Source organism: Streptomyces sp. NPDC006193 (assembly GCF_040613915.1).
Lineage (GTDB): Bacteria > Actinomycetota > Actinomycetes > Streptomycetales > Streptomycetaceae > Streptomyces.
The window spans coordinates 39865-65968 of the sequence record NZ_JBEXTB010000032.1; the positions used below are offsets into that span (position 1 = coordinate 39865).

23 protein-coding genes are annotated in these 26104 nt (G+C 73.8%); 11 read left to right on the forward strand and 12 right to left on the reverse strand.

Annotated elements, in window-relative coordinates:
* Window positions 1–21 precede the first annotated feature (21 nt).
* The 3 genes from ABZ261_RS24565 to ABZ261_RS24575 form a co-directional block, all read right to left on the reverse strand.
* Window positions 22–681 (reverse strand): zf-HC2 domain-containing protein, encoded by a 660-nt coding sequence (locus ABZ261_RS24565; RefSeq protein ID WP_356862619.1) that lies wholly within the window; start codon window positions 679–681, stop codon window positions 22–24.
* A 186-nt stretch (window positions 682–867) separates the two neighbouring features.
* A complete protein-coding gene (locus tag ABZ261_RS24570; protein ID WP_356862621.1) occupies window positions 868–1383 on the reverse strand; it encodes a hypothetical protein in 516 nt (171 codons plus the stop codon).
* 137 nt (window positions 1384–1520) lie between these two features.
* The gene (locus ABZ261_RS24575; RefSeq protein ID WP_356862623.1) at window positions 1521–2066 is read right to left on the reverse strand and encodes a sigma-70 family RNA polymerase sigma factor; all 546 of its coding nucleotides are present in this window, start codon (window positions 2064–2066) and stop codon (window positions 1521–1523) included.
* A gap of 217 nt (window positions 2067–2283) precedes the next feature.
* On the opposite strand from ABZ261_RS24575, the gene ABZ261_RS24580 reads away from it, so the two are divergent.
* Window positions 2284–3429: a CapA family protein gene (locus ABZ261_RS24580; RefSeq protein ID WP_356862625.1), complete on the forward strand. Its 1146-nt coding sequence runs from the start codon at window positions 2284–2286 to the stop codon at window positions 3427–3429.
* Here the strand turns inward: ABZ261_RS24580 and ABZ261_RS24585 are convergent, their stop codons facing one another.
* Together ABZ261_RS24585 and ABZ261_RS24590 are read right to left on the reverse strand one after the other, a co-directional pair.
* Window positions 3430–4854: an amino acid permease gene (locus ABZ261_RS24585; RefSeq protein ID WP_356862627.1), complete on the reverse strand. Its 1425-nt coding sequence runs from the start codon at window positions 4852–4854 to the stop codon at window positions 3430–3432.
* Complete coding sequence (locus ABZ261_RS24590; protein ID WP_356862629.1) at window positions 4832–5851, reverse strand: LysR family transcriptional regulator; 1020 nt, start codon at window positions 5849–5851, stop codon at window positions 4832–4834. Before ABZ261_RS24590 ends, ABZ261_RS24585 begins: the two co-directional genes overlap by 23 nt.
* Window positions 5852–5961: 110 nt before the next feature.
* Here ABZ261_RS24590 and ABZ261_RS24595 point away from each other — a divergent pair, with 110 nt between their 5' ends.
* Window positions 5962–7215: an MFS transporter gene (locus ABZ261_RS24595; protein ID WP_356862631.1), complete on the forward strand. Its 1254-nt coding sequence runs from the start codon at window positions 5962–5964 to the stop codon at window positions 7213–7215.
* On the opposite strand, the gene ABZ261_RS24600 is transcribed toward ABZ261_RS24595, so the two are convergent.
* Complete coding sequence (locus ABZ261_RS24600) at window positions 7151–7621, reverse strand: universal stress protein (RefSeq protein ID WP_356862633.1); 471 nt, start codon at window positions 7619–7621, stop codon at window positions 7151–7153. The genes ABZ261_RS24595 and ABZ261_RS24600 overlap by 65 nt on opposite strands.
* A 640-nt stretch (window positions 7622–8261) precedes the next feature.
* Here ABZ261_RS24600 and ABZ261_RS24605 point away from each other — a divergent pair.
* On the forward strand, window positions 8262–9095 hold the full coding sequence (locus tag ABZ261_RS24605) for a polysaccharide deacetylase family protein (RefSeq protein ID WP_356862635.1): 834 nt from the start codon (window positions 8262–8264) through the stop codon (window positions 9093–9095).
* Window positions 9096–9134: 39 nt separating this feature from the next.
* Here ABZ261_RS24605 and ABZ261_RS24610 read toward each other — a convergent pair whose 3' ends face one another.
* On the reverse strand, window positions 9135–9809 hold the full coding sequence (locus ABZ261_RS24610; protein WP_356862637.1) for a class F sortase: 675 nt from the start codon (window positions 9807–9809) through the stop codon (window positions 9135–9137).
* Window positions 9810–10879: 1070 nt separating this feature from the next.
* On the opposite strand from ABZ261_RS24610, the gene ABZ261_RS24615 reads away from it, so the two are divergent.
* Window positions 10880–11185, forward strand: coding sequence for a hypothetical protein (locus tag ABZ261_RS24615; protein WP_356862639.1), 306 nt, complete (start codon window positions 10880–10882; stop codon window positions 11183–11185).
* A gap of 60 nt (window positions 11186–11245) precedes the next feature.
* Here the strand turns inward: ABZ261_RS24615 and ABZ261_RS24620 are convergent, their stop codons facing one another.
* Window positions 11246–12010 carry a hypothetical protein gene (locus ABZ261_RS24620; protein WP_356862641.1) on the reverse strand — a complete coding sequence of 255 codons (765 nt, stop codon included), beginning with the start codon at window positions 12008–12010 and terminating at the stop codon, window positions 11246–11248.
* A gap of 32 nt (window positions 12011–12042) precedes the next feature.
* Complete coding sequence (locus ABZ261_RS24625; protein WP_356862643.1) at window positions 12043–12171, reverse strand: hypothetical protein; 129 nt, start codon at window positions 12169–12171, stop codon at window positions 12043–12045.
* A gap of 806 nt (window positions 12172–12977) precedes the next feature.
* Between ABZ261_RS24625 and ABZ261_RS24630 the strand changes: the two genes are divergently transcribed.
* From ABZ261_RS24630 to ABZ261_RS24640, 3 genes are all read left to right on the forward strand, one after another.
* Window positions 12978–13943: an SCO0930 family lipoprotein gene (locus ABZ261_RS24630; protein WP_356862688.1), complete on the forward strand. Its 966-nt coding sequence runs from the start codon at window positions 12978–12980 to the stop codon at window positions 13941–13943.
* Window positions 13944–14212: 269 nt separating this feature from the next.
* Complete coding sequence (locus ABZ261_RS24635) at window positions 14213–15025, forward strand: SAM-dependent methyltransferase (RefSeq protein ID WP_356862645.1); 813 nt, start codon at window positions 14213–14215, stop codon at window positions 15023–15025.
* On the forward strand, window positions 15022–17166 hold the full coding sequence (locus tag ABZ261_RS24640) for an EAL domain-containing protein (RefSeq protein ID WP_356862647.1): 2145 nt from the start codon (window positions 15022–15024) through the stop codon (window positions 17164–17166). Before ABZ261_RS24635 ends, ABZ261_RS24640 begins: the two co-directional genes overlap by 4 nt.
* 69 nt (window positions 17167–17235) lie before the next feature.
* Here the strand turns inward: ABZ261_RS24640 and ABZ261_RS24645 are convergent, their stop codons facing one another.
* On the reverse strand, window positions 17236–18075 hold the full coding sequence (locus ABZ261_RS24645) for a LysR family transcriptional regulator (RefSeq protein WP_356862649.1): 840 nt from the start codon (window positions 18073–18075) through the stop codon (window positions 17236–17238).
* Window positions 18076–18225: 150 nt separating this feature from the next.
* On the opposite strand from ABZ261_RS24645, the gene ABZ261_RS24650 reads away from it, so the two are divergent.
* Entirely contained in the window at window positions 18226–19116 is an 891-nt protein-coding gene (locus ABZ261_RS24650; RefSeq protein ID WP_356862651.1) for an NAD(P)H-binding protein, read from the forward strand.
* A 45-nt stretch (window positions 19117–19161) separates the two neighbouring features.
* Here the strand turns inward: ABZ261_RS24650 and ABZ261_RS24655 are convergent, their stop codons facing one another.
* Window positions 19162–20046, reverse strand: a complete 885-nt coding sequence (locus ABZ261_RS24655; RefSeq protein WP_356862653.1) for a LysR substrate-binding domain-containing protein — start codon at window positions 20044–20046, stop codon at window positions 19162–19164.
* Window positions 20047–20165: 119 nt separating this feature from the next.
* On the opposite strand from ABZ261_RS24655, the gene ABZ261_RS24660 reads away from it, so the two are divergent.
* The 3 genes from ABZ261_RS24660 to ABZ261_RS24670 are packed head-to-tail and all read left to right on the forward strand — an operon-like array spanning window position 20166 to window position 23538.
* Entirely contained in the window at window positions 20166–20837 is a 672-nt protein-coding gene (locus ABZ261_RS24660; protein WP_356862690.1) for a succinate dehydrogenase, read from the forward strand.
* Between the two features lie 2 nt (window positions 20838–20839).
* Window positions 20840–22789, forward strand: a complete 1950-nt coding sequence (locus ABZ261_RS24665) for a fumarate reductase/succinate dehydrogenase flavoprotein subunit (protein ID WP_356862655.1) — start codon at window positions 20840–20842, stop codon at window positions 22787–22789.
* A complete protein-coding gene (locus tag ABZ261_RS24670; RefSeq protein ID WP_356862657.1) occupies window positions 22786–23538 on the forward strand; it encodes a succinate dehydrogenase/fumarate reductase iron-sulfur subunit in 753 nt (250 codons plus the stop codon). Before ABZ261_RS24665 ends, ABZ261_RS24670 begins: the two co-directional genes overlap by 4 nt.
* A 209-nt stretch (window positions 23539–23747) precedes the next feature.
* On the opposite strand, the gene ABZ261_RS24675 is transcribed toward ABZ261_RS24670, so the two are convergent.
* Window positions 23748–26078, reverse strand: coding sequence for an excinuclease ABC subunit UvrA (locus ABZ261_RS24675; RefSeq protein WP_356862659.1), 2331 nt, complete (start codon window positions 26076–26078; stop codon window positions 23748–23750).
* Window positions 26079–26104: the final 26 nt, after the last annotated feature.

The following is a 26104-nucleotide window of genomic DNA, read 5'->3' on the forward strand; positions in this document are numbered from 1 at the left end:
CCCCGGCACGTCCGTGGGCGGTCACCGCGCCCGGACGGTGACCAGCAGCTTCCCGTCGGCGGTGCGGATCTCGTACCGGTCGATCTGGTCCGGATGCAGCGCGGCGGCTCCCATCGTGCTGGTGGGCCGGGCGCCGTCGCCGGAGGCGGTCCACCCGGCGACGACCTGCCGGCTGCCGTCGTGGCCGACCGCCACCAGCCGGCAGGCGTGCGGCCCGGAGCCGTCCCTGACCTCCAGGCGCAGGTCACTGCCCCAGTCGTGGTCCGCCGAGGTGACGCGCGCCCACACCCCGGTCTCCGGATCGGTGGCCGCGGTGACGTGCGGGCCCGCGGCCGGTTCCGCGTGGCCGGAGAAGGCCACGATCCCCGGCCCGGCCACCGCCAGCACCACCGAGGCGGCCAGGCCGTACAGCAGCCGGCGGCGCCGCGCCCGGTGCCGCCGGGCGAGTTCGCCGAACAGCCGGTCCAGCAGCCGGGGGCCGGGCTGCGCCATGGGGTGCACGAAGCGCGGCGTGGCCCGGCGGTACAGCATCAGCTGCCGGGTCGTGGCCCCGAACTCGGTCACGTGTGCCGCGCACTGAGGGCACTCCATGAGGTGGTCCTCGAAGCGGAAGGCCTCCGCCTCGTCCAGCACGCCGAGCGCGTACGCGCCGACGTCGCGATGCCTTTCCAGGGACCTCATGCCGAATCCTCGTGCCGATGGGTGCGGGTGGGGTTACTCCTTGCTCCCACCCGTACGCAGCAGGCCGCCGAATCACTCAAGCCGCGCGCAGAATCGCGGACAGGGGATTCGGAGCGGACCGGCCCGCGGATTGGTGCGGATTCCGAAAACCTTCGCGGTCCCAGAGACCCGGCAGGTCAGAGCGGGTCAGAACAGGTGGATGGCGAGGTGTCCGAGCGGCAGCCCGAGCCGCCAGGCCGGGGTCCACACCTTCGGCCCGTCCTCCTCGCCGAGGAAGGCGCCGCCGCCGGGCACCGCGTCGAGGTCGGGCGCCAGCAGCTCGGTCTCCTCCAGCCAGCGCCAGGCCTCGGCCGCCAGCGCCAGGTCGGGACCGGGCGCGCCGGACGCGGCCGCCCGCTCGGTGAGCTCGGCCATGCGCGTCCGCACCCAGTCGCGCCAGGGCTGGTCGCAGGCGGTCAGCGACAGCCAGTTCTCCAGCTGGGAGATCACCCGGAGGCCGGACAGCTCCCCGTCGGCGTCGGACAGGAAGACGGTCAGCGCCAGCGCGTCCCGGCCGGCCCGGAACTCGAAGGACGTCGGCGGCATCAGATCGCCGGTGCGCAGCAGCTCGTCGGCGATGTACTCGGCGTAGAACCAGGCCATCGGGACGGCCGGTGCGCCGCCGTCCCTGCCGTCCGCCCTCTCGTGACCTCTGTGCGGCATCCCTTCCCGCCCTTCCTCCGGTGTGCGCGCGTCGCCCCGTCCCCGGCCCCGAGCCCGGAACGCGGATGGGGACAGCCCATTGCCCCGGCGGTGTCCACGGCAAGGCGCTTTGCCGAGCCTTGACCCGGCTTCCGGTTTCACCGCAGGTCGGGCGCGTAACCGGGGAGGACCCGGCGCAGGGCGCGCAGCGCGTAGTACGCGCGGCTTTTCACGGTACCGGGTGGAATACCCAGGGTTTTCGCCGCCTCGGCCACACTGGCCCCGCGGAAGTACACGAGTACGAGCACGTCACGGTGGTCCGGCGTGAGTGTCTTCACAGCCTCCCGGACGTCGAGCACCGCGGCGGCCCGCTCGGCGGGGTCGGCGGTCACCCGGGCGTCCTCGGGGACCGCCTCGGGGACCTCGGGCGGGCGGGCCCGCCGGGCCCGCCGCGCGTCGATGGCGAGCCGCCGGGCGACGGTCAGCAGCCAGGGGCGTACGGAGTCGAAGCCGTCGGCGTGCAGCGCCTCGGGGTGGCGCCAGGCGCGCAGCAGGGTCTCCTGGACCAGGTCCTCGGCCCGCTGGCGGTCGCCGTCGCAGAGCCGGAACAGCAGGGCGAACAGAGGGCCGCCGTGCTCGCGCTGGAGCGCGGCCAGCTCGTGCTCGGCGGTCGTCCGGTGGGTGAGTGAGGTCGCGGCCGTCATGGCCGTATGGCAGCGCGGGGCGCGCCCGGAGGACAGGGCGCGGACCCGGCCGTGCGGCGGACGGTCGATCGCGTCGGCGAACGGTCGGACGAGCGGTGCCTCAGGACGCCGGACGGGCTAATCACCGGACCCGGACTGTTTATTCAGCTCATCGGATTCATACCCATATGCCCGTCACGGTCTTTGTCTGTATGTACGACAACCCTGGGGTGAGTTGATGATCGGACGCAGACAGCAGGTGGCCCTGGCCCTGACCGCCCTCCTGGCGTCGGCGGCGGCCTGCCAGAACCACCACCGGCAGCAGGCCCAGGGGCGCCCGGCCCCCGCCGCGTCCCGCGGCTTCACGCTCGTCGCCTCCGGAGACGTCCTGCCGCACACCTCCGTCATCGACCGGGCGTCCTTCGACGCCGGCGGCAGCGGCCACGACTTCCGGCCCATGCTCGCCGGCGTCCAGCCGGTGGTCTCGCGGGCCGACCTGGCACTGTGCCACATGGAGACCGTCTACGGCGGCGACGGCGCCTACACCGGCTACCCCGTCTTCAAGTCCCCGCCGCAGATCGCCGACGCCCTCGCCGCGACCGGCTACGACGGCTGCTCCACCGCCTCCGAGCACGCCCTGGACGACGGCGCCGCCGGCATCCGGCGCACCCTGGACGCCCTGGACGAGGCCGGCCTCCGGCACGCCGGGACCGCCCGCGACGAGGCCGAGGCCCGCTCGGTCACCCTCCACCGGGCGGGCACCGCGAAGGTCGCCCACCTGGCGTACACGTTCGGCACCCGCGGCATCCCGCTGCCGCCCGGGAGACCCTGGGCGGTCGACCTGATCGACGCGGACCGGATGATCGCCGACGCCCGCGCCGCGCGGCGGGCCGGCGCCGACGTCGTGGTGGTCTCCGTGCACTGGGGCACCGAGTGGCAGGAGGCCCCCGACCGGCTCCAGCTCGGCCTCGCCCGGCGGCTGACCGCCTCCAGGACGAACGGCCGCCCGGACATCGACCTGATCCTCGGCACCCACGCCCACGTCCCGCAGGCGTACGAGAAGGTCAACGGCACCTGGGTGGTCTACGGCATGGGCGACCAGATCGCCGGCGAGATGTACGACGCCCACGGCGTCCGGGACCCGCGCGGCAACGAGTCCACGATCGGCCGGTTCACCTTCGCCCCGTCGGCCCGCCCGGGCGAGCGCTGGCAGGTCGTCCGGGCCGAGTTCGTCCCGCAGTGGTACGACCTCGACGCCGGCCGCGTCGTCGACCTCGACCGGGCCGTCGACCGGGGCGCCGACCTCCAGGGCGTGCGCGACCGGATCAGGAACGTGGTGCTCAGCCGCGGGGCCGCCGCGGACGGCCTGGTCATGGCGGACTGATCAGTCCACGGGCCGCCGGGCGGCCAGCACCGAGTGCCGGTAGGAGTAGGCGAAGTAGATCACGCAGCCGAGCGCGAACCACAGCGCGAACCGGACCCAGGTCTGCCACTGCAGGAACGTGATCAGCCAGACGGAGAAGACCACGCCCAGCGCCGGCACGAACGGCATCCACGGGGTGCGGAAGCCGCGCGGCAGTTCCGGCCGCCGGTAGCGCAGCACGATCACCGCCGTGCACACCACCACGAACGCCAGCAGGATGCCGATGTTGGTCAGCTCCGCCGCCTGGCCGATCGGCACGAACCCGGCGATGAGGGCCGAACCCACGCCGACGATCCAGGTCACCCGGGTCGGCACGTGCCGCGTCGGGTGCGTCTTGGCGAACCAGATCGGCAGCAGCCCGTCACGGCTCATGCTGAACCAGACCCGGGTCACGCCCAGCATGAACGTGAACATCACCGTCAGGATGCCGATGATCGCGCCGACCGCGATCACGTCCGCGAGCGCGCCCAGCCCCACCGACTTGAACGCCGTCGAGAAACCGGACTCCTTGTCGATGTCCTTGTAGTTCTGCATGCCGGTCAGGACCAGGCAGGCCGCCACGTACAGCACCATCGAGATCGCCAGCGAGTACAGGATCGCCTTCGGCATGTGCCGCTGCGCGTCCTTCGACTCCTCGGCCGCCGTCGACATGGCGTCGTAGCCGAACACCGCGAAGAACACGGTCGCCGCCCCGGTGAACGCGCCGCCGAGGCCGTACGGGAAGAACGGGCTGTAGTTGCCGGTGTCGATGTGGAACACGCCCACGCCGATCACCAGCAGGACCACCAGCACCTTCAGCGCGACCACGATCGTCTCGAAGCGGGCCGCACTGCGGATGCCGAGGTTGAGCAGCCAGGCGATCAGCAGGCAGAGCACGGCCGCGAACAGGTCGACGCGGTGCCCCGCCCCGGTGCCGGGCGCGCCCAGCATCCACTGCGGCAGGTCGGCGCCCATCGCGTCGACCAGGAAGCTGAAGTAGCCGGAGATGCCGATGGCCACCACCGCCACGATCGCGGTGTACTCCAGCAGCAGGTCCCAGCCGATGAACCAGCCCGCGAACTCGCCGAGCACCGCGTAGCCGTAGGTGTACGCCGACCCCGCCTTCGGGATCATCCCGGCGAACTCGGCGTACGACAGCGCCGCGCAGGCGCTCGCGACGCCGGCGACGAGGAACGACACCAGCACCGCGGGCCCGGCCGTGCCGTTGGCCACCGTGCCGGCCAGCGTGAAGATGCCCGCGCCGATGATGCCGCCCACGCCGATCGCGGTGAGCTGCCAGAGCCCCAGCGACTTGTCCAGCCGGGTGCCCTCGGCTACTTCCGTCTCCTCGATGTGCTCGATGGGTTTGCGGCGGAAAATGCCCTCACCCGCGCGGGAACTGTCCATGCGCCTCACCTCTTCGCCGAAGGCAAACGGCTGACGGCCGATCGTTCGGGCTCGCGGAGCCCAGCGGGGAAGCCCCCCGCACGGCCCATGCCGGCGTCCATGTGCGCGACGCCCGCCGCTCCGGCCGGCGGGCGGCCAGATGGGCGCGCAGGGCGGCGAGCCCCGGGTGCACGTTCGCGGCGTCCCACAGCAGCGAGTGCGGGTACACCGGTGTGGGGTCGGTCAGCGGGATGCGCCGCAGATCGTGCCCGGCGGGCCACACCAGCCTCGTCCGCTCGCCGACGATCGTCGCGAGCGAGGCAGAGCGCGCGACCGCCTCCAGCAGCGCCTCGATACCGAAGTCCGGGCCCACGGAGTCGATGACCAGCCCGAACCCGGAGGCGAAGTCCGCGTAGTAGGCCGCCCACTCGGTGCCGTCCACGATACCCGGCATCCAGATCCGGTGCCCGGCGAGCTCGGCGGGGGCCACCGTACGCTCCCCGGCGAGCGCGTGCCCCGGACCGGTGAGCAGGTGCAGCGGCTCGTCCAGCACCCGGGCGGCCCGCACACCCCCGGGCAGCCGCCCGGTGACCGCGCGGAACGTCGCGTCGACCGTGCCCGCGCGCACCGCGGCGACGGCCGTGTCCGCGTCGAAGAGGGTCACGACGTCCAGGTCCGTCGTCGGAGCGTCCTCGTGGAAGGCGCGGAGCAGGGCCGCGGGGGCGAGCTGGGGCCCGATCACGTCGACGCGCAGCGCGCGCCGTCCCGGACGTACCGAGGCCGCGGCCCGCTCGGCGGCGAGCAGCAGCTCACGGGCGTGCGGCAGGAACGCCTGCCCGTCGACCGTCTGCTCCGCCCCGCGCGCGGTCCGGGCGAACAGCCGCACCGCGAGGTCCTTCTCCAGGGCCGCGATCCGCTTGGAGACGGCCTGCTGGGTGATGCCGAGGACGGCCGCCGCGTCCTGGAACCGCCCGCTGTCCGCCACCGCGACGAAGGTGCGCACCGCCCGCAGATCCACCCCGTCAGCCTAGCCCCACAACCAGCGGTTCTACCCGGCGCGGTTCCGGTTGTTTGCCTCGCGGGCCTCCCGCTCGTTTTCATGTCCTCCGGTCCACGGAAGGGTGAGGCATGCGTCTGGGGCGGCGGTTCGGGTGGCTGTGGGCGGCGTACACCGTCAGCACGTTCGGCACCTGGCTGGCCTTCGACGCCTTCGCGATGATCGCGGTCCTCGTGCTGCACGCCGGGTCCGCCCAGGTGTCGCTGCTCGCCTCCGCCGGCGCCGCCGTCGGCGCGGTCGCCGCCGTACCGCTCGGACCCTGGGTGGAGTTCCGCCGCAAACGGCCCGTGATGATCGGCGCCGACCTCGTGCGCTGCGCCGCGCTGCTCACCGTGCCGGCCGCCTGGGCCCTCGGCGCGCTCGGCTTCCCGCAGCTGCTGCTCGTCTCGATGGTCGTCGCGGCGGCCGACATCACCTTCACGGCCGCCTCCGGCGCGCACCTCAAGGCCCTCGTCCCGCCGTCCGGGCTGCTCACCGCCACCAGCAGGTTCGAGTCCACGACCTGGACCGCCACCGTGCTCGGACCGCCGCTGGGCGGCGCCGCGGCCGGCCTGCTCGGCCCGGTGGCGACGGTGGCGGCCGACGCCGTCAGCTACCTGCTGTCGGCCCTCGGCATCCGCGCGATCGGCGGCGACGAACCCCGCCCCGGCCCCCGTGCCGCCGCACCCCGCGCCGGCGACCTCCTGGAAGGCTGGCGCCACCTGCTCACCAGCCCCCGGCTGCGCCCGCTGTTCCTCAACACCATCCTGGTCAACGGCCTGATCATGGCCGGCGCCCCGCTGCTCGCGGTCCTCATGCTCGGCCCGCTGGGCTTCGCCCCGTGGCAGTACGGCCTCGCCTTCGCGCTGCCCTGCCTGGGCGGCCTGCTCGGCTCCCGGCTGGCCCGCCCGCTCGTCGCCCGGTACGGCAGCGGCCGGGTGCTGCTCACCACCGGTGTGCTGCGCGCCTGCTGGCCGCTCGGCCTGGCCTTCGTCCGCCCGGGCCCGCCCGGCCTGCTGCTGGTGATGGCGGTCGAGTTCGGGCTGATCACCTGCATCGGCGTGTTCGCCCCGGTGCTCGCCACCACCCGCCTGGAGCTGACCCCGGCCGACCGGGTGGCCCGTACGCTCGCCGCCTGGTCGGTCACCGGCAAGGCCACGACCGCCGCGTTCACCGCCCTGGGGGGCCTGCTGGCCGCGCTCACCGGCCCGCGCACCGCGCTCGCCCTGGCCGGAGCACTGCTCCTCGCCACCCCGCTGCTGCTGCGGCCCCGCCCCACGGTCACGGAACGACCGTCACCGGCCAGCGTCCCGCCTTCACCAGCCGGACCGCGACCGAGCCGATGATCCGGTGCCCGGCCTGTTCCGAGGCGCCCACCACCACCGCGTCCGCCTTCAGTTCGTCGGCCGCCTTCACCAGGCCGTTGTAGGGATCGCCGCGGAAGGTGTGGAACTCCCACCGCACCTCGAATATCCCCTTCAGCCGCTCGGCCGAGTCCCGGATCTGCGCCACCAGGTCCTCGGCGATCTCGTCGGTGGCCTCCGCCACCGGCGCCCCGAGCGCCGCCCCGGCCGCGAGCACCGGCTGGACGTACACCACGGCCAGCAGGGCGTGCTGCCGCCGGGCCAGACCCGCCGCATAGGCGGCGGCACGCATCGAGGAGTCGGAGCCGTCGACCCCGACCAGGACGACCTTAGGCCCGTCCGTGCCCCGCTCGAACCGGTGCGCGTGCTGCTCGTGCTGTTCCGTCACGGCCAGAGGCTATCCGACCCGGCGATCGCCGTGGACCGCGGACCGCGCGCACCTCTGCGAGGACGCGGCTCCCGGGCCGGCCGGCTCCCCGGCTCCTCCGCACCCCGAGGTGCCGCGACGCGTGCCCGTCGGCACGTGACACACCGTCAGCGCTTCTCACCTGGGCACGGGTGCACGGGCGCCCAACTGCGCGCCGCCGCACCGGAATCACGCGTCCGCGCAAACCCCGGGGGAACAGGGGCACCCGAACAGCGGGCAGCGGCCCGCCGCCGCGCTGGGGCCGCCGCCCCGGACGGCGCCCGGCCTCGACGGAGGGGACCAGGCCGGGCCCGCCGCCCCGGACGCGGACCTGCCCGGCCAGGTCCGCGTCCGGCACCAGGGGCCCGGCCGGCCGCGCGCCGCGGGTGCGCACCGAGACGCGGTCCGCCCCGCCACGGGCCCCGCCCCCCTCCGCAGCTGACCCGGCACCGCCTGCCCGCAGCCGGCCGCCCCGCCGCACAGCGGCGCCGGCCCACCGGGCGGCTGCCCGCCGGTGCGCAGCCGCCGGACCCCGCGCCCCGCTCCGCCGTCCGGGTGCTTTCGCGCCGCCGCACCGGTGCCGTTGCCGTGCGGCGGCGGCCCGCCGGGCGACTGATGAGTCATGCAGAAGGATCAGTTCTTCACCCGGCGCCGGATGCTGCTCGCCGGCGCCGCACTGGGCGCCGCGGGCACGGCCGGAGCCGTCCTGGCGAGCGGCGGCACGGAGCCGGCCGGGCCCGCCGCGGTCCCCGTCGCGGGTCCGCAGGCCCGCCAGGCGCTCGCGCCCTCCGCCTTCCGGCTCCAGCCGCTCACCGGACACGGCCCGCCGCGCGCCGCGCCCCGCAGGCTGAAGGTGCGCAGGGAACCCATCCTGCGGCTCTCCGGGCGCGGCAGGCGCATGGTGCTGACCTTCGACGACGGCCCCCACCCGGAGTACACCCCGCACATCCTGGACACGCTGGCCAAGTACGACGTCCGGGCGATGTTCTTCGTGTGCGGCGAGATGGCCGTCGCCAACCGGGAACTGCTCGCCCGGATGGCCGACGAAGGCCATGTCGTCGGCAACCACACCTGGACGCATCCGCTCCTGACCACGCTCGGCCGCCGGGCGATCCGCTCCGAGATGGAACGCACCAGCGACATCATCGAGGACGCCTACGGCGAGCGCCCGCAGTGGTTCCGCGCCCCCTACGGCGCCTGGAACCGGGCCGCCTTCCAACTGGGCGCCGAGATGGGCATGGAGCCGATGGCCTGGACCGTGGACACCACCGACTGGACGGAACCGGGCACCGCCGCCATCGTCGACCGGGTGGAGAGCGGCGCCGCCCCCGGCGTCGTGGTCCTCTCCCACGACGCCGGGGGCGACCGATCGCAGAGCGTCCGCGCGATCCGCGAGTACCTGCCCTATCTGATCGACTCCGGGTACCACCTCACCGTGCCGCGCCGGCGTCTGTGACGCGTTCCGTCCCCCCCCTCGCCCGCCGGGCCGTCGGACTCAGCCGACCGCGACCAGGCGGGCGAAGACGACGACGTTCCCGTCGTAGCCGTTCTGCTTCGAGAAGCCGCCGCCGCAGGTGATGACCCGCAGTTCCGGAGCCCCCTTCGAGCCGTACACCCGGTCGCCGGGGAAGTTGTCCTTCTCGAAGAGCTCGACGCCGTAGATCTCGAACACCGCGGTCCTGCCGTCCTGGCGCAGCACCTCGACGCGGTTCCCCTTCTTCAGGGCGCCGAGGCCGTAGAACACGGCGGGGCCCTGCTTGTTGTCGACATGGCCGACGACGACGGCGGTGCCCTTCTCACCGGGCGAGACCGCTCCGGTGAACCAGCCGGCCAGGTTGGGGTCCTCCGGCGGCGGCGCGCCGACCCAGCCGTTCGCGTCCAGTCCGACCGGCACGACCGGCGCGTCCACCCGGATCGCGGGGATCCGGACCCGCTCGACGGCGGAGAACGGCAGCGGGGCGGGCGCGGGGGAGGTGAAGGCGCCCGGCGTGGCGCGGCTGTCCGGGGCCGCCGCGGAGGCGGGCTGCGGCGGGCCCGCGTCGAACTCGCCGGAGCCGTTGCGCATCAGCGCCAGCCCGGTCAGCAGGACGAGCGCTATCACCCCCCAGGGGGCGCGCCTCCTCCGTCGCTCCTCCTCCTCGGCCAGCTCGGACAGCATGGACGCAGACATTCGCCAACCCCTCTCGACGCGGGCTCACCACGTCCCTCGCGCATGGGGAAACGCTAAGTCCCGCGCGCGCGGAGGGCGACGGGGCGAACGGCGAACGGGTGGCCTGCGGACGGTTCCGTGCGCCATCCGAGTTGCCGTTTCCAGGGAATTTCTGACGGTCCGTGACCTGCAGCAATATCGGATTGTGTGGTTTACCGGCGGCGTGTTGGCTCACCAGGACGGACCATTCTCGACATGCGGGCGTGTTCCGCACGTCAGAGGGTCTTTCCGGGAGGTGCTTTCTCGCCGATCCACCGGGAACGGGACCCGGGGCGCCTTCCGCGGAGGATCACATGCGAAACCAGCGTGCACTCGCGGCGGCGTGCGCCGCGGTCGCCGTGCTCGGGCTCGCCGCCCCCGTGGCCGTCGCGGACGGCATGGGCAACGGGGGCGGCCCGAGCAGCACCGACACCACGGTCATCGTCCCGGGCACCGGCGCCGGCGCCGTCCCCGGCAACGGGAACGGGAGCGGGAACGGCCGTGGGGGCGATGGGTTCGGCAACGGCAACGGCCGTGGCGGCGAGGGCTTCGGGAACGGCAATGGGAACGGGAACGGCCGCGGGGGCGACGGCTTCGGGAATGGGAACGGCAACGGCCGTGGCGGCGACGGCTTCGGAAACGGGAACGGCAATGGGAACGGCCGCGGAGGTGACGGTTTCGGTAACGGCAACGGGAACGGGAACGGCCGTGGGGGTGACGGCTTCGGGAACGGGAACGGCAATGGGAACGGCCGTGGGGGTGACGGTTTCGGTAACGGCAACGGGAACGGCCGTGGCGGCGACGGCTTTGGAAACGGGAACGGCAATGGCCGTGGGGGCGACGGCTTCGGAAATGGGAACGGCAACGGCAATGGCCGTGGCGGCGACGGCTTCGGGAACGGCCGCGGGGGGGACTTCGGCGGACGGGGCGGAGACGGCTTCGGCGGGCGGGGTGGGGACGGCGACGCGGGGACCATCGTCGTCAGGCCCGGCGTCGTCGCCGCCGGGGCCCGCATCACCGTCACCGTGAACGGCTGCCGAGGCGGGGGCACCATGACCTCCCGCGCCTTCGGCACCGCCCCGCTGCTGCCGTTCCGCGACGACGTCTCGCGCGGTGTCGCCACCGTCGACCGAGGAGCCCGCGCCGGCCGGTACGACATCACCGTCCGCTGCGACGGCCGCACGCTCACCCGACCGGACGCCTTCACCGTGCTCGGCGCCGTCCAGGGCGGTGTCGGCGGCAGCAGGTCCGGCGGAGCGACGCCGACGGACATGGTCATCGGCGGCAGCCTGGTGGGGGCGGCTCTGATCGGCGGCGGCGCCTTCTGGCTGCGCCGCCGCCACCACAGGCGCGTCTGAGCCCCGGCCGGCGAAGGCTGCCGGTGACCGGACCGCGGCCCGGTCCCCGGCAGCCGGGCGCTACCCGGTGACGGCCGGGAAGAGGGTCCGGAACGGCTCGGCGGTCACCGCGATGCCCCGACCGTAGGGGGCGTCGAGGTCCCAGATGAGGAACAGCATGAAGGCGATGGTCGCGGAGAACAGCCCGGCCAGGACCAGTTCCCGCCCGGTGCGGCGGATCTGCAGGGCGAACACCATGCCGATGGTGATCAGCCCTCCGGTGATCAGCCCCCACCACACGACCGACGGCATGGTCGCCCCGGTGGAGTCGGCACGCGCGTTGCGCGCCTGGTCGGCCGCCGCGAGCTGGTCCAGCAGCGGCTGGTAGGTCTGCGCCTCGAAGTCGTTCCTCGGCCGGTAGTCGGTGACGTCCTCACGCACCCGGTGCAGCAGCGCGGTTCCCCGGTCCGTGACCCGCTCGCCGTGCGCCATCGCCGTCCACTCGGTGCGCACGACGTGCGCGACATAGCTGTCGACGTCGTCGCGGACGCGGTCGCGGACGTCCGGCGGGTAGACCCGCACCCGCTCGGAGATCTCGTGCAGCGCCTGCGCCTCGGACTGCACGTAGTCCTGGGCGGCGCTGCGCGCCTCCCACACGCCCGCGATGGCCAGGCCCAGCACGATGGCGTAGATGACACCGATCCACATCGTCATGTACTCGATGACGTCGGGGGTTTCGCTGGGATCCTCGTCCTCGGCCGCCGTCCGGTGCCGCAGCAGCGTGATGACGACCACCACGGCACAGGCCCCCAGCATCGCGAGGACGAGAACAAGCCAATCCGACAACGGGTGCCTCCAGTAATGAGCGGGCCGGCGCGTCAGCGCGGGCGCAGCGCCGCCACGGCGACGATCGCGGGAACGGTGATGAGCAGGACGTAGGTGACGGGGGAGGTGCGGCCCCGCGTCGGACGGCCGACGGGGTGCGGGTGGTACGCCGGGTAGGTCACCGGGGTCGCCGAGGGGCGCGGGGTGGGTGTCGGCGTCGGTGCCGGCCTCGGTGCCGGTGCCGGAGCGGGAGCGGGCGGGGGCGTGCGGGCCGGCCGGGGCGCCTCCGGCGCGGGGGGAGCCGGAGCGGGCCGGGCCGGCGGCTCGGGGGCGGGCGGCTCGGGCGGAGGCGCGGGCGCCCGAGTCGGCGGCGGACTCGGCGCCGGGGGTGTACTCGGCGCCGGCTCGGGCGGAGGCGTCGGCTCGGGCGGGGGCGTCGGCTCGGGCGGCGGGGTGGGCTGCGGCGGTGGGGACGGGGTCGGGGTGGGCGGGCACGGGGGCGGGGGCACAGGCGGCTGGGGACAGGGCGGGGGAGGGGGCCACTCGTGGCCGCCTGCCCGGGCCACCGCCACCGCCACCGTGCCGTCCGGGCCGGCCGAGGCGTACGCGCAGGCGTCGGCCGACGCACTGCCGGCCGGACAGCCCACCAGGGTCCAGGTGAGCGTCAACAGGGCCACCACTCGGGTGGCGGGCGCGCATCGGGTCGCTTCGGGTCCACGCACGACGACGATCATGAGGTGCGCGACGGCGTCGTACGCCGTAGTGCGCCGGGATTGCCCCGAAGGAGGGACACGGAGCGACGGGCTTGACGGTGGGAGGGGCCGGGCGCGCGCGCCTTCCGGCGGCGCCCGTGCGGCCGGGTCGTCCGGGGCCCGGGAAAAGAAATTCCGGCCGCCGTTGAACGCCGCCACCCCCCTGATCCGTACCCATGACCGTGCGGCGGCGCAGCAAGGCGCTGCAATATCCAGGCGATAATGGGGAGTTGACGATGAAGACCTCCTGGCGGGCCGCCTCACTGGCGGTCACAGCCGCTTCGGTGCTGGCGCTGACGACGGCATGCGGTCAGGACAAGGCCGGCACTCCCGCGTCGGGGGCCCAGAACGTCGGGGCCACGGCCGCGGCCGGCGACTACGGCAACCCGGGCGCCGGGACCGCGACCGGCGCGGGCAACGGATACGGCGCCGACGGCAGCAAGACCTCCGCCTCCCCGAGCCCGGCCGCCCCCGCGGGCAAGCTGTCCGTGGCCAGCAACCCCGACCTGGGCAATGTGCTGACCGACGGCTCCGGGCTCACCCTCTACCGGTTCGACAAGGACACCGCCGAACCGCCCAAGTCGAACTGCGACGGCGACTGCGCCACCACCTGGCCGCCGGTGCCCGCCGACGACGCCGACGCAGGCGCCGGCATCGACAAGGCGCTGCTGGGCGAGGTCACCCGGGCCGACGGCTCCAAGCAGCTCACCGTCGGCGGCTGGCCCGCCTACCGCTACGCCAAGGACGTCAACGCCGGTGACGTCAACGGCCAAGGTGTGGGCGGCAAGTGGTTCGCGCTCGCCCCCGACGGCAAGAAGGCCAAGGTGTCCGACCTGCCCGGCCTGTCCGTCCGCAAGGACCCCGAGCTCGGTGAGATCGTCGTGGACCGGAAGGGCATGACGGTCTACCGCTTCCTGAAGGACAAGGCCTGGCCGAAGTCCGTCTCCAACTGCGTCGGCGCCTGCCTGGAGAAGTGGCCGGCGGTCGCCCCGGTCGACGCGGACGACACGAAGGGCGTGAAGAAGAAGGGCCTGATGCCCTTCACCCGCCCCGACGGCGTGAAGCAGATGAGCGTCAACTGCTGGCCGATCTACACCTTCTCCGGGGACAAGGCCCCCGGTGACACCAACGGTCAGGGCGTGGGCGGCACCTGGTACGCCGTCTCGCCCGACGGCAAGCCGGTCGGTGCGCCGGGCAACTGATCACCTCCCCAGGGTCGATCGCCCGCCCGGCCCGGCGCACGGCCGAAGGTCCGCCCCCTCCGTTCCGCACGGAGGGGGCGGACCGCTGTCCGCGCCCGGACGGGGGCGCGGCGCAGGCGTCACACAGCGGGGTCGCGCGGGTACTTGCCGCAGGCTGTGACCGGGAACGGATGGTCAATTTCCGTTTTTGGTCGCTCTGTTGGCGGACGATCAGTAGCCTCAGCTCGAACACCGGATCGCCTACACCTGTCCACGCCTTGGAGAGATACATGGAGCGTCCCGCCTGGGCCCCACGCAGCATCGACATCTCGGTGCCGAGCGTCTCGCGGATCTACGACTACTACCTGGGCGGTTCGCACAACTTCGAGGTCGACCGGGAAGCGGCCCGCAGGGCCATGGAGTTCCTGCCGGGCCTGCCCGCGATCATGCGGGCCAACCGGGCGTTCCTGCGCCGGGCCGTGCAATTCGCCGCCGGCGAGGGCATCACCCAGTTCCTCGACATCGGCTCCGGCATCCCGACGTTCGGCAACGTCCACGAGGTGGCCCGGGCCGCCGCACCGGACGCCCGCGTGCTCTACGTCGACCACGACCCGGTGGCCGTCGCCCACAGCCAGGCCGTCCTGGCGGGCGACGACGACGTCGACGTGGTCGCCGCCGACCTGCGCAAGCCGCAGGAGATCCTCTCGAGTCCCCAGCGGGAGCGGCTGATCGACCTGAACCGGCCAGTGGCGCTCCTCCTCGTTGCCATACTGCACTTCGTGGAAGACGCGGACGACCCCTACGCCGCGGTGGCCGAGCTCCGCGAAGCGCTCGCGCCCGGCAGCCTGCTGATCCTCACCCATGCCTCGTACGAGGGAATCCCGGTTCCCGCCGACCGGGCCGAGGGCGCGGTGGACGTATACAGGGACATTCGCAACCCGCTGGTCATGCGGTCGCGCGACGAGATCGCGCGGTTCTTCGAGGGGTACGACATGGTGGAACCCGGACTGGTGCCGATGCCGCTCTGGCGCCCGGACCCGGCGCCGCAGGACGAGGATCCGTACGCCTTCTCCGGATTCGCCGGCGTGGGGCGTACGGCGTGATCGCGGAGCCGGACGGGCCGGAGGACAGACTGCGGCGCCTGACCACGATCTGGAGCCGGGCGGTCTTCCCGGTGACCTCCACGGCGCTGACCCGGTCCGAATTCGAACAGCAACTGCTGCCGCTGGCACGCCGGTTGAGCGAGCTGCTGCGGGCGCGCAGCTTCGACGCGGAGGCGGCGAAGGCCGTCGGCGCCGCCCTGGTCGCGGCACACTGCACCGACCCCGAGGCGCTCGCCCGCACCCTCGACTGCATCGACGCCTACCTGGTGCTGTACTGCGGGGAGGACGGCCCCCAGGACGAACTGCGCATGCGCTCCTCTCGGTTGCAGCACGCGATGGCCGCCGGCTACGCCCAGGCGCTGCGCGAGCGCACCCTCGCCGAGCAGGAGGCCATCGCCCAGGCCGCGTTGCGGGCGCAGGGCGTGGTCGCCCAGGCGCTGCACGCCAGCGAGGCCCGCTTCCGCGCGGTCTTCGAAGGCGCCGCCATAGGGATCGGCATCGCCGACCTCGACGGCAACGTCCTGCAGGTGAACGAGGCGCTGCTGCGCATGTTCGGCCTGACCGAGCAGTCCCTGCGCGGCCGGCGCGTCCAGGACTGGGTGCACCCCGAGGACGCCCCGCAGACCTGGAAGCTCTACGACGAACTCGTGCGCGGCGCACGCGAGCACTACCACCTGGAGAAGGCGTTCAACCGGCCCGACGGCACCGCCCTGTGGACCAACCTCACCGTCTCCCTGCTGCGCGACCCGGACGGCAACCCGCAGTACCAGCTCGCCCTCATGGAGGACACCACCGAGCGCCGGCTGCTCAATCTGCGGCTGCGGTACGAGGCGACGCACGACGCCCTCACCGGACTGCCCAACCGCACCCTGTTCTTCGAGCGGCTGGAGAAGGCCCTGAGCGCGGGCGAGGGCCAGCGCTTCGGCCTGTGCTACCTCGACCTGGACGGTTTCAAGACCGTCAACGACAGCCTCGGCCACGCGGCCGGCGACCGGCTGCTGGTGGAGGTGGCCGACCGGCTCCAGTCCTGCGCCACCGCGCCCGGCGAGATGGTCGCCCGGCTCGGCGGCGACGAGTTCGTCGCCCTGACCACCGGCCCCGGCACCGAGCGCAAGGTCGACGAGCTCGCCGAACGCATCATGAACGCGCTGGTCACCCCGATCAGCATCGACGGCCGCGACCTCCTGGTGCGCGGCAGTCTCGGCATCGTGGAGGGCCCGGCCGGCGAGCGCACCGCGGCCGAGGTGCTGCGCAGCGCCGACATCACCATGTACCGGGCCAAGTCGGCGGGCGGCAACCGCTTCGAACTGGCCGACCCCGAGGCCGACGCCCGCGCCATCACCCGCCACGGTCTGACCACGGCCCTGCCGACCGCCCTGGAACGCGGCGAGTTCTTCATCGAGTACCAGCCCCTGGTGCACCTCGGCGACGGCAGCGTGCGCGGAGCCGAGGCGCTGGTGCGCTGGCTGCACCCGCAGCACGGCGTCCTCGGCCCCGACCGTTTCATCCCGCTCGCCGAGCACACCGGCCTGATCGTGCCGCTCGGCCGCTGGGTCCTGGAGGAGTCGATCCGCCAGGCCCGCGCCTGGCGGGAGCGGCACGGCGAGGAGACCGCCGCCGGTCCGCTGCGCATCAACGTCAACCTCTCGCCGTGCCAGCTCAGCCACCCCGGGCTGGTCCAGGACACCGTGGACATCCTCGAACGCGCGGGCGTCACCCCGGACGCCCTGTGCCTGGAGGTCACCGAGTCCGCGCTGATCGGCGCCGACGACGACCTGCTCAAGCCGCTGCACCGGCTCGCCGAGATGGGCGTGGACATCGCCCTGGACGACTTCGGCACCGGCTACTCCAACCTCGCCAACCTGCGCCGCCTGCCGGTGAGCGTCCTCAAGCTCGACCGCTCGTTCACCCAGGGCATGCAGCAGTTCCCCGCCGACCCGGTCGACCTGAAGATCGTGGAGGGCATCGTCTCCCTCGCCCACAGCCTCGACCTCGCGGTCACCGTCGAGGGCGTGGAGACCGGCGCCCAGGCCGAGCAGCTGCGGGTGCTGGGCTGCGACACCGCGCAGGGCTGGTACTACGCCCGCCCGGGCCCCCCGGAGCGACTCCACGACCTTGCCATGGCGGACGCCACGGGCTGATCGCGGACGGCTGCCCGCGAACGCCGCCCACGCGGCGACGGGGGCGCCCGGACGGGTCCTCGGGGATCCCTACGGCTGCCCGGCCGCTGCCGCTGCCACGGCGGCGGCCGTCCGGACGAGGGCGGCGGTCGCCGTGGAGCGGGACTGCTGCGGCCAGGCGATCGCCAGCACCGCCGGCGGCGCGTCCGGGACGGGCCGGTAGACGATGCCCGGGCGCGGATAGCGGCGGGCGACGGACGCGGGCAGCAGGGTGACCAGGTCGCCCAGCGCGACATGGGTGAGCAGTTGGGCGAGGTCCCGGCCCTCGCTGCGCACCTCGTCCAGGAACCGGTGCAGGTCACCGGCGCTGAGGCCGAGGTCGGCCAGCTCGACCCGGTCGCGGCCGGCCAGCGGGTGGGCGGCGGAGAGGACGGCGACGCGCGGCTCGGCGGCCAGGACCTCGCTGTCCAGGCCGGTGCGGTCGAAGGGTTCGTGGACGAGCGCCGCGTCGGCCTCCCCGATCCGCAGCAGCCGGGTCTGCTCCTGCCATCCGCACAGCCGGACCGTCACCGGGACGGCGGCCGGTTCGGTGGCGTAGCGCTCCAGGACGGGCTCCAGCAGCCCGCCGTCGCCGTCGGCCTTGAGCGCGAGCACCAGCTTCGTCCCCGGGCCCGCCGCGCGCCGCGCCCGGCGTCCGGCCGCCTCCAGCGCCTCCAGCGCGAACCGGGCCTGGTCCAGCAGCACCTCGCCCGCCGGCGTGAGAGCCACCCGGTGCGTGGTCCGTTCGAACAGGGCGACGCCGAGGTCGGCCTCCAGCCGCCGGATCGCGCGCGACAGCGGCGGCGGGGAGATGCCCAGCCGCTCGGCGGCGCGCGTGAAGTTCAGCTCCTCGGCCACGGCGACGAAGTAACGCAACGGTCGGGATTCCACGGCTCTCCCCCTCCGCAGGGCATCGCCCTCAGGGTAGTCCCACCGGTGTTGCCCTCAGGGCAACACTCCTGATCCGGCCGGTCCTTCAGTTCCGGGACGCCGCGCAGCAGGCTGATCACGTCCTGCCCCGCGATCCCCCCCGGAGTCCCCATGATCCTCGTCACCACCCCGACCGGCCAGATCGGCAGCCGCGTCCTCGACGCCCTCCTCGACGCCGGGGACGCGGCGGGACCGCTCCGCGTGGTCGCCCGCGACCCCGAGCGGCTGCCCCCGCGGGTGCGCGAGCGGGCCGAGGTCGTCCCCGGCTCGCACGCCGACCCCGACGTGGCTGCCAAGGCGTGCGCCGGCGCCGACCGGGTTTTCTGGCTGGTTCCGCCGAATCCCGCCGCGGACAGCGTCGAGGGCCACTTCCGGGCCTTCACCCGGCCGCTCGTCGACGCGATCGCGACGCAGGGAGTGCAGCGGGTGGTCGCCGTCTCCACCCTGGGCCGCGCGGTCGCCGAGAACGCCGGCCAGATCTCGGCCTCGCTGGCCATGGACGACGCCGTCCGGGCCACCGGCGTCCACCACCGGGCGCTGTGCCCGCCGTTCCTGATGGAGAACCTCCTCCACCAGGCCGCGGCGATCCGGGACCGGGGTGAGATCTCCCTGGCGGCGTACGGCGACCGGGTGCTGCGCACCTGCACCACGCGCGACGTCGGCGCCGTCGCGGCCCGGCTGCTGCTCGACGGCACCTGGACCGGCCAGGACGACGTGCCGCTGGTCGGCCCCGACGCGCTGACCCCGCAGGGCATGGCGCGGGTCGTGTCCGAGGTGCTGGGCAGGCCGGTCGGCTTCCGACGGCTCGGCAGCGCCGAGTACCGGGCGGAGCTGCTGCGGCACGGGGCGAGCGAGAGCTGGGCGCGGGGCCTGGTGGACCTCGCCTCCGCGACCGCCGAGCAGGGCTTCTACGGCATCGCGGCGCCCGAGACGCCCGGCGCCGCGCCGACCTCCTTCCGCCGCTGGTGCGAGGAGGTGCTCAGGCCGGTCGTGCTCGGCTGAGCCGGGGTGCCCCGGCCGGCGGCACCCGGCCGAGACGCGCCCCGCTCACCGCTCCAGCAGCATCCGCTGCAGCTCCCGCGCCGCCCGCGGCGGCGCCACGTCGCTGCGGTGGGCGAGCGCGATCGTACGGTGCAGCCCGGGCCGGGCCAGCGGGGTGACCCGCAGTCCGCGCCCGGCGCGCGCCGCGACCATCCGCGGGACCACGGCGACGCCCAGCCCGGCCCGCACGAACCCCAGCACCGCGTCCATCTCGCCGCCCTCCACCGCGAGGTCCGGCTCGAAGCCCTCGGCCCGGCACGCGGCCACGGTCAGCTCCCGCAGGTCGTACCCGTGCCGGAACATCACCAGCCGCTCTCCTTCCAGGTCGGCGACGCGGACGGCCCGCCCGCCCCGGCCGGGCGCCGCCGCCTCCGGTGAGGACACCACCACCAGGTCCTCCCGCAGCAGCTCCACGGTCGTCAGCGCGGGCGCAGGCGCCGGCAGCGGCAGCACGATCAGCGCCAGGTCGAGCGCGCCCCGCGCCAGCTCCCGCACCAGGTCCCGCGATCCGCCCTCCTCGACGAGCAGCCGGATCCCCGGGTAGCGGTCGTGGAAGGCCCGCAGCACGTCCGGCAGCAGGCCCGTGCACAGGCTCGGCGTCGCCCCGAGCCGTACCCGCCCGCGCCGCAGCTGCACCAGTTCCTGCACCTCCTGCCGGGCGGTGTCCGCGTCCGCGAGGATGCGCCGGGCCAGCGGCAGCAGCGCCTCACCGGCGTCGGTGAGCGTGATGTTGCCCCGGGCCCGCAGGAACAGGTCCGCGCCCAGCTCCCGCTCCAGCGCCTTGATCTGCTGGGACAGCGACGGCTGGGCGACGTGGACCAGCTCGGCGGCCCGGGTGAAGTGCCGGGTCTCCGCGACCGCCACGAAGTACTGGAGCTGCTGGAACTGCATCCCGCCACAATAGCCTCGGCCTATGGAATCGAGCCGTACCATGTCTTGGACCGATCGGGTGCCGCGGTCGTAGCGTCTTCGCCATGGCACTGGCAACGCGGACGGACCGGCGGCCGTCCCTGACGCGCACGTTGTGGGACTCCACCATCGGCAAGAAGACGGTCATGGCCGTCAGCGGTGCGATCATGCTGCTGTACCTGGTCGCCCACGTCATCGGGAACCTGAAGATCTTCTTCGGCCCGGGGGAGTTCAACCACTACGCGCACTGGCTGCGCACCGTCGGCGAGCCCTTCATGCACTATGAGTGGACGCTCTGGCTCGTCCGGGTCGTGCTGGTCGTCGCCGTCGCCGCCCACGTCACCGCCGCCTACCAGCTCAGCCGCCGCGGCCTCAAGGCGCGGCCCGGCACGTACGTGCACAGCAGGCCGCGGTCCTCCTACGCCACCCGCACCATGCGCTGGGGCGGCGTCATCCTCGCACTGTTCATCGTCTGGCACGTCCTCGACCTGACCACCGGCACGGTGCACTCCGGCGGCTTCCAGCAGGGCCACCCCTACCAGAACGTGGTGGACACCTTCTCCACCTGGTACGGCAACGTCGTCTACATCGTCGCGATGCTCGCGCTCGGCCTGCACATCCGGCACGGCCTGTGGAGCGCCGCCCAGACCCTCGGCGTCGGCAGCCGCACCCGCGACCGCGCCCTGAAGAGGGCCGCCGACGTCCTCGCGCTGCTGCTCACGGCCGGTTTCATCGCCGTCCCCGTGGGCGTCATGACCGGAGTGGTGAGCTGACCATGACCCCGTACACGAACTACACGGTCGGCGAACCCGTCGCCGACACCAAGGCCCCCTCCGGGCCGATCCACGAGCGCTGGGACAAGCGCCGTTTCGAGGCCAGGCTGGTCAACCCCGCCAACCGGCGCAAGCACACCGTCATCGTCGTCGGCACCGGCCTGGCCGGCGGTTCCGCGGGCGCGACCCTCGCGGAACAGGGCTACAAGGTCGTCCAGTTCTGCTACCAGGACTCCCCGCGCCGCGCCCACTCCATCGCCGCGCAAGGAGGCATCAACGCCGCGAAGAACTACCGCAACGACGGCGACTCCGTCCACCGGCTGTTCTACGACACCGTCAAGGGCGGCGACTTCCGGGCCCGCGAGTCCAACGTGCACCGGCTGGCGCAGATCTCCGTCGAGATCATCGACCAGTGCGTGGCGCAGGGCGTGCCGTTCGCGCGGGAGTACGGCGGGCTGCTCGACACCCGCTCCTTCGGCGGCGTCCAGGTGTCGCGTACGTTCTACGCCCGCGGCCAGACGGGCCAGCAGCTCCTCCTCGGCGCCTACCAGGCGCTCAGCAGGCAGATCGCCGCCGGGAACGTGGAGATGCACCCGCGGACCGAGATGCTCGACCTGATCGTCGTCGACGGGCGGGCCCGAGGCATCGTCGCCCGGGACCTGATCACCGGCCGTATCGACACGTACTTCGCCGACGCCGTCGTCCTCGCCTCCGGCGGCTACGGCAACGTCTTCTACCTGTCGACCAACGCCATGAACTCCAACGCGACCGCCGTCTGGCGGGCGCACCGGCGCGGCGCCTACTTCGCCAACCCCTGCTTCACGCAGATCCACCCCACCTGCATCCCCCGCACCGGCGACCACCAGTCGAAGCTGACGCTGATGAGCGAGTCGCTGCGCAACGACGGCCGGATCTGGGTGCCGAAGGCGAAGGGCGACACCCGCCCGCCGAACGAGATCCCCGAGGACGAGCGCGACTACTACCTGGAGCGCATCTACCCGTCCTTCGGCAACCTGGTGCCCCGCGACATCGCCTCCCGCGCCGCGAAGAACGTCTGCGACGAGGGCAGGGGAGTGGGCCCCGGCGGCCAGGGCGTGTACCTGGACTTCGCCGACGCGATCCAGCGCATGGGCCGCGAGGCCGTCGAGGCGAGGTACGGCAACCTCTTCGAGATGTACCGGCGGATCACCGACGAGGATCCGTACGAGGTGCCGATGCGGATCTACCCGGCCGTGCACTACACGATGGGCGGCCTGTGGGTGGACTACGACCTGCAGACCACCGTCCCCGGCCTCTTCGCGATCGGCGAGGCCAACTTCTCCGACCACGGCGCCAACCGGCTCGGCGCGTCCGCGCTGATGCAGGGCCTCGCCGACGGCTACTTCGTGCTGCCGGCCACCATCAGCGACTACCTCGCCCGCAACCCCGCGCGGGACCAGGTCACCGCCGAGCACCCGGTCGTGCAGGAGGCGCTGGCCGAGACCGAGGACCGGCTCAACCTGCTGCTGGCCGTCGACGGCGACCGCACCCCCGACTCCTTCCACCGGGAACTCGGCGAGCTGATGTGGGAGTTCTGCGGCATGGCCCGCACCGACGCGGGGCTGCGCAAGGCGCTGGAGCGCATCCCGCGGATCCGCGAGGAGTTCTGGCGGCGCATCAAGGTGCCCGGCACCGGCCGGGAGCTCAACCAGTCGCTGGAGAAGGCCAACCGCGTCGTCGACTACCTGGAGCTCGCCGAGCTGATGTGCCTCGACGCCCTGCACCGCACCGAGTCCTGCGGCGGCCACTTCCGCGAGGAGTCCCAGACCCCCGACGGCGAGGCCGCCCGCAAGGACGACACGTTCGCCTACGCCGCCGCCTGGGAGTTCACCGGCACCGGCGAGGCGCCCGTGCTGCACAGGGAAGACCTGGTCTTCGAGTACGTCCACCCCACCCAGCGGAGCTACGCATGAAGCTCACCCTGCGCGTCTGGCGGCAGAAGAACGCCGACGCCGAAGGAGCGATGTCCACCTACGAGGTGGACGGCATCTCGCCCGACATGTCCTTCCTGGAGATGCTGGACGTCCTCAACGAACAGCTCATCCTCGCCGGTCAGGAGCCGATCGCCTTCGACCACGACTGCCGCGAGGGCATCTGCGGCGCGTGCTCCCTCGTCATCGACGGCGACGCGCACGGACCGGAGCGCACCACGACCTGCCAGCTGCACATGCGGTCCTTCCGGGACGGCGACACCATCGACGTCGAGCCGTGGCGGGCCGCCGCGTTCCCGGTGATCAAGGACCTGGTGGTGGACCGGTCGGCCTTCGACCGGATCATCCAGGCCGGCGGGTACATCACCGCGCCCACCGGCTCCGCGCCGGAGGCCCACGCCACGCCGGTGCCCAAGGCCGACGCCGACTTCGCCTTCGAGCACGCCGAGTGCATCGGATGCGGCGCGTGCGTGGCCGCGTGCCCCAACGGGGCGGCCATGCTGTTCACCTCCGCCAAGGTCAACCACCTCAACGTCCTGCCCCAGGGCGCCCCCGAGCGGGAGACGCGGGTGCTGGACATGGTGGCGCAGATGGACGCGGAGGGGTTCGGCGGGTGCACGCTGACCGGCGAGTGCGCGACCGCCTGCCCGAAGGGGATCCCGCTCGTCTCGATCACGAGCATGAACAAGGAGTGGCTGCGGGCTGTCCGCAAGGGCAAGCGGCAGCGGTAGCGCCCGCGGGGGCGGCGCTGCGGCCGCCGCGGGCGGCCCGTGCCCGGCCGCGCCCCCGCGAGGCGCTCCGGTGGACGTTCGCCCGGCAAGGGGCGAGCGGGCGGGGCCGGGAGGGTGCTCACCCGGCCCCGTCTGGTACGGGGACCTCACACGCCCCCGCTCACGCTCCTCGGGTGCGGGCGGCCCTGGCCGCGGTGCGGCGCCACCGGTCAGGGCAGGAGCCGGGCCAGACAAGGCGCCGTCGCGCTGCCCTCCGACCGGGCCACCCGCTCCGGCGGGCCCGCCGCCACGATCCGGCCGCCCCGGTCGCCGCCGCCCGGGCCCAGGTCGATCACCCAGTCGGCGCCCGCGGCCACCGTCATGTCGTGCTCCACCACCACGACCGTGTGCCCGGCGTCGACCAGCCCGTGCAGCCGGTCCATCAGCACCTCCACGTCGGCGGGGTGCAGCCCGGTCGTCGGCTCGTCCAGCACGTACAGGGTGCGGCCCCGGCGCCCGCGCTGGAGTTCGCTCGCCAGCTTGATCCGCTGGGCCTCCCCGCCGGACAGCTCGGTCGCCGGCTGGCCGAGCCGCAGATAGCCGAGGCCCACGTCGAGCAGGGTGCCGAGGCTGCGGGCGACGGCCGGGGTGTCCGCGAAGAACCGAGCCGCCGACTCCACCGTCAGGCCGAGGACCCCGGCGATGCTCCGCCCCCGGTACGTCACCTCGAGGGTCGCGGGGTTGTAGCGGGCGCCGCCGCAGTCCCGGCACGGCGCGTACGTGCTCGGCAGGAACAGCAGCTCCACGCTGACGAAGCCCTCGCCCTGGCAGGTCTCGCAGCGCCCTCCCGGCACGTTGAAGGAGAACCGCCCGACCCCGTACCCGCGCGCCCGCGCCTCCTCGGTGCCGGCGAACACCTTCCGCACGACGTCGAACAGGCCCGTGTAGGTCGCCAGGTTGGACCGCGGGGTGCGCCCGATGGGCTTCTGGTCGACCCGGACCAGCCGGTCCACCCCCGCCAGGTCCTCCGTCAACTCGCCGACCAGCGTGGACTTCCCCGAACCGGAGACGCCCGTGACGGCGGTGAACGCCCCGAGCGGGAACCGTGCCGTCACCCCGCGCAGGTTGTGCCGGGTGACCGGACCGACCTTCGCCCAGCCGCGCGGCTCGCGCACGGCACGCGCCGGCCCGGGGGACTCGTCGAAGAGGAACGCGGCCGTCGCCGACTCCTCGACCGACGCCAGCTCGGCCGGCGGCCCGCTGTACAGCACGCGGCCGCCGTGCTCGCCCGCGCCGGGGCCCACGTCCACCAGCCAGTCGGCGCCGCGGACCACGTCCAGGTGGTGCTCCACCACGAACACCGAGTTGCCGGCCGCCTTCAGCCGGTCCAGCACGGTCAGCAGGGCCTCGGTGTCCGCCGGGTGCAGTCCGGCGGACGGCTCGTCCAGCACGTACACCACGCCGAACAGCCCGGAGCGCAGCTGGGTGGCGAGCCGCAGGCGCTGCAGCTCGCCCGCCGACAGGGTCGGGGCGGCCCGGTCCAGGCTGAGATAGCCGAGGCCCAGCTCCACCACCGGCGCGATCCGGGACTTCAGGTCCCGGGTGAGCACCCTCGCCGTCTGCGTGCCGCCGTCGAGCACTGCGGCGAGGTCGGTCAGGGGCAGCGCGGCCAGCTCGGCGATGGTCCGGCCGCCGTAGGTGACCGCGAGCGCCTCGGGCCGCAGCCGGCCGCCTTCGCAGGCGGGGCAGGGCGCGCTGGTCAGGAACCGCTCCGCCTTCGCCCGCAGCGTGGGCGACTTGGTGTCGGCGAACGTCTTCAGGACGTACCGCCGGGCGCTCATGTACGTGCCCCGGTACGGCCGCTGGATGCGGTCGGCGTCCCGGACGGGGTGGACGGTGACGACCGGCTGCTCGTCCGTGAACAGGATCCACTCGCGCTGTTCGGCGGGCAGCTCGCGCCAGGGCCGGTCCACGTCGTACCCGAGGGCGTCCAGGATGTCCCGCAGGTTCTTGCCCTGCCAGGCGCCCGGCCAGGCCGCGACGGCGCCCTCCCGGACGGACAGCGCGGGATCCGGGACCAGCAGCTCCTCCGTCGTGTCGTGCACCTGCCCGAGGCCGTGGCACTCGGGGCAGGCGCCGGCCGCCGTGTTCGGCGAGAACGCGTCCGAGTCGAGGCGCCGCGCGCCGGGCGGGTACTCCCCGGCGCGCGAGAACAGCATCCGCAGGGAGTCGGAGAGGTGGGTGACCGTGCCCACCGACGAGCGCGAGGTGGGCGCCGAGCGCCGCTGCTGCAGCGAGACCGCGGGCGGCAGCCCGGTGATCTCGGCGACCTCGGGCGCCCCGACCTGGTGGATCAGCCTGCGGGCGTACGGCGCCACCGACTCGAGGTAGCGCCGCTGGGCCTCGGCGTAGACGGTGCCGAAGGCCAGGGACGACTTGCCCGAGCCGGAGACACCGGTGAACACGGCCAGCGTGTCCCGGGGGATGTCCACGTCGACGCCCTTGAGGTTGTGCTCGCGGGCTCCGCGGACGCGGACGTACGGGTCGTGGGGGCTGTGCATCGGCGGGGTGGTCCAGCCGCCCCCTG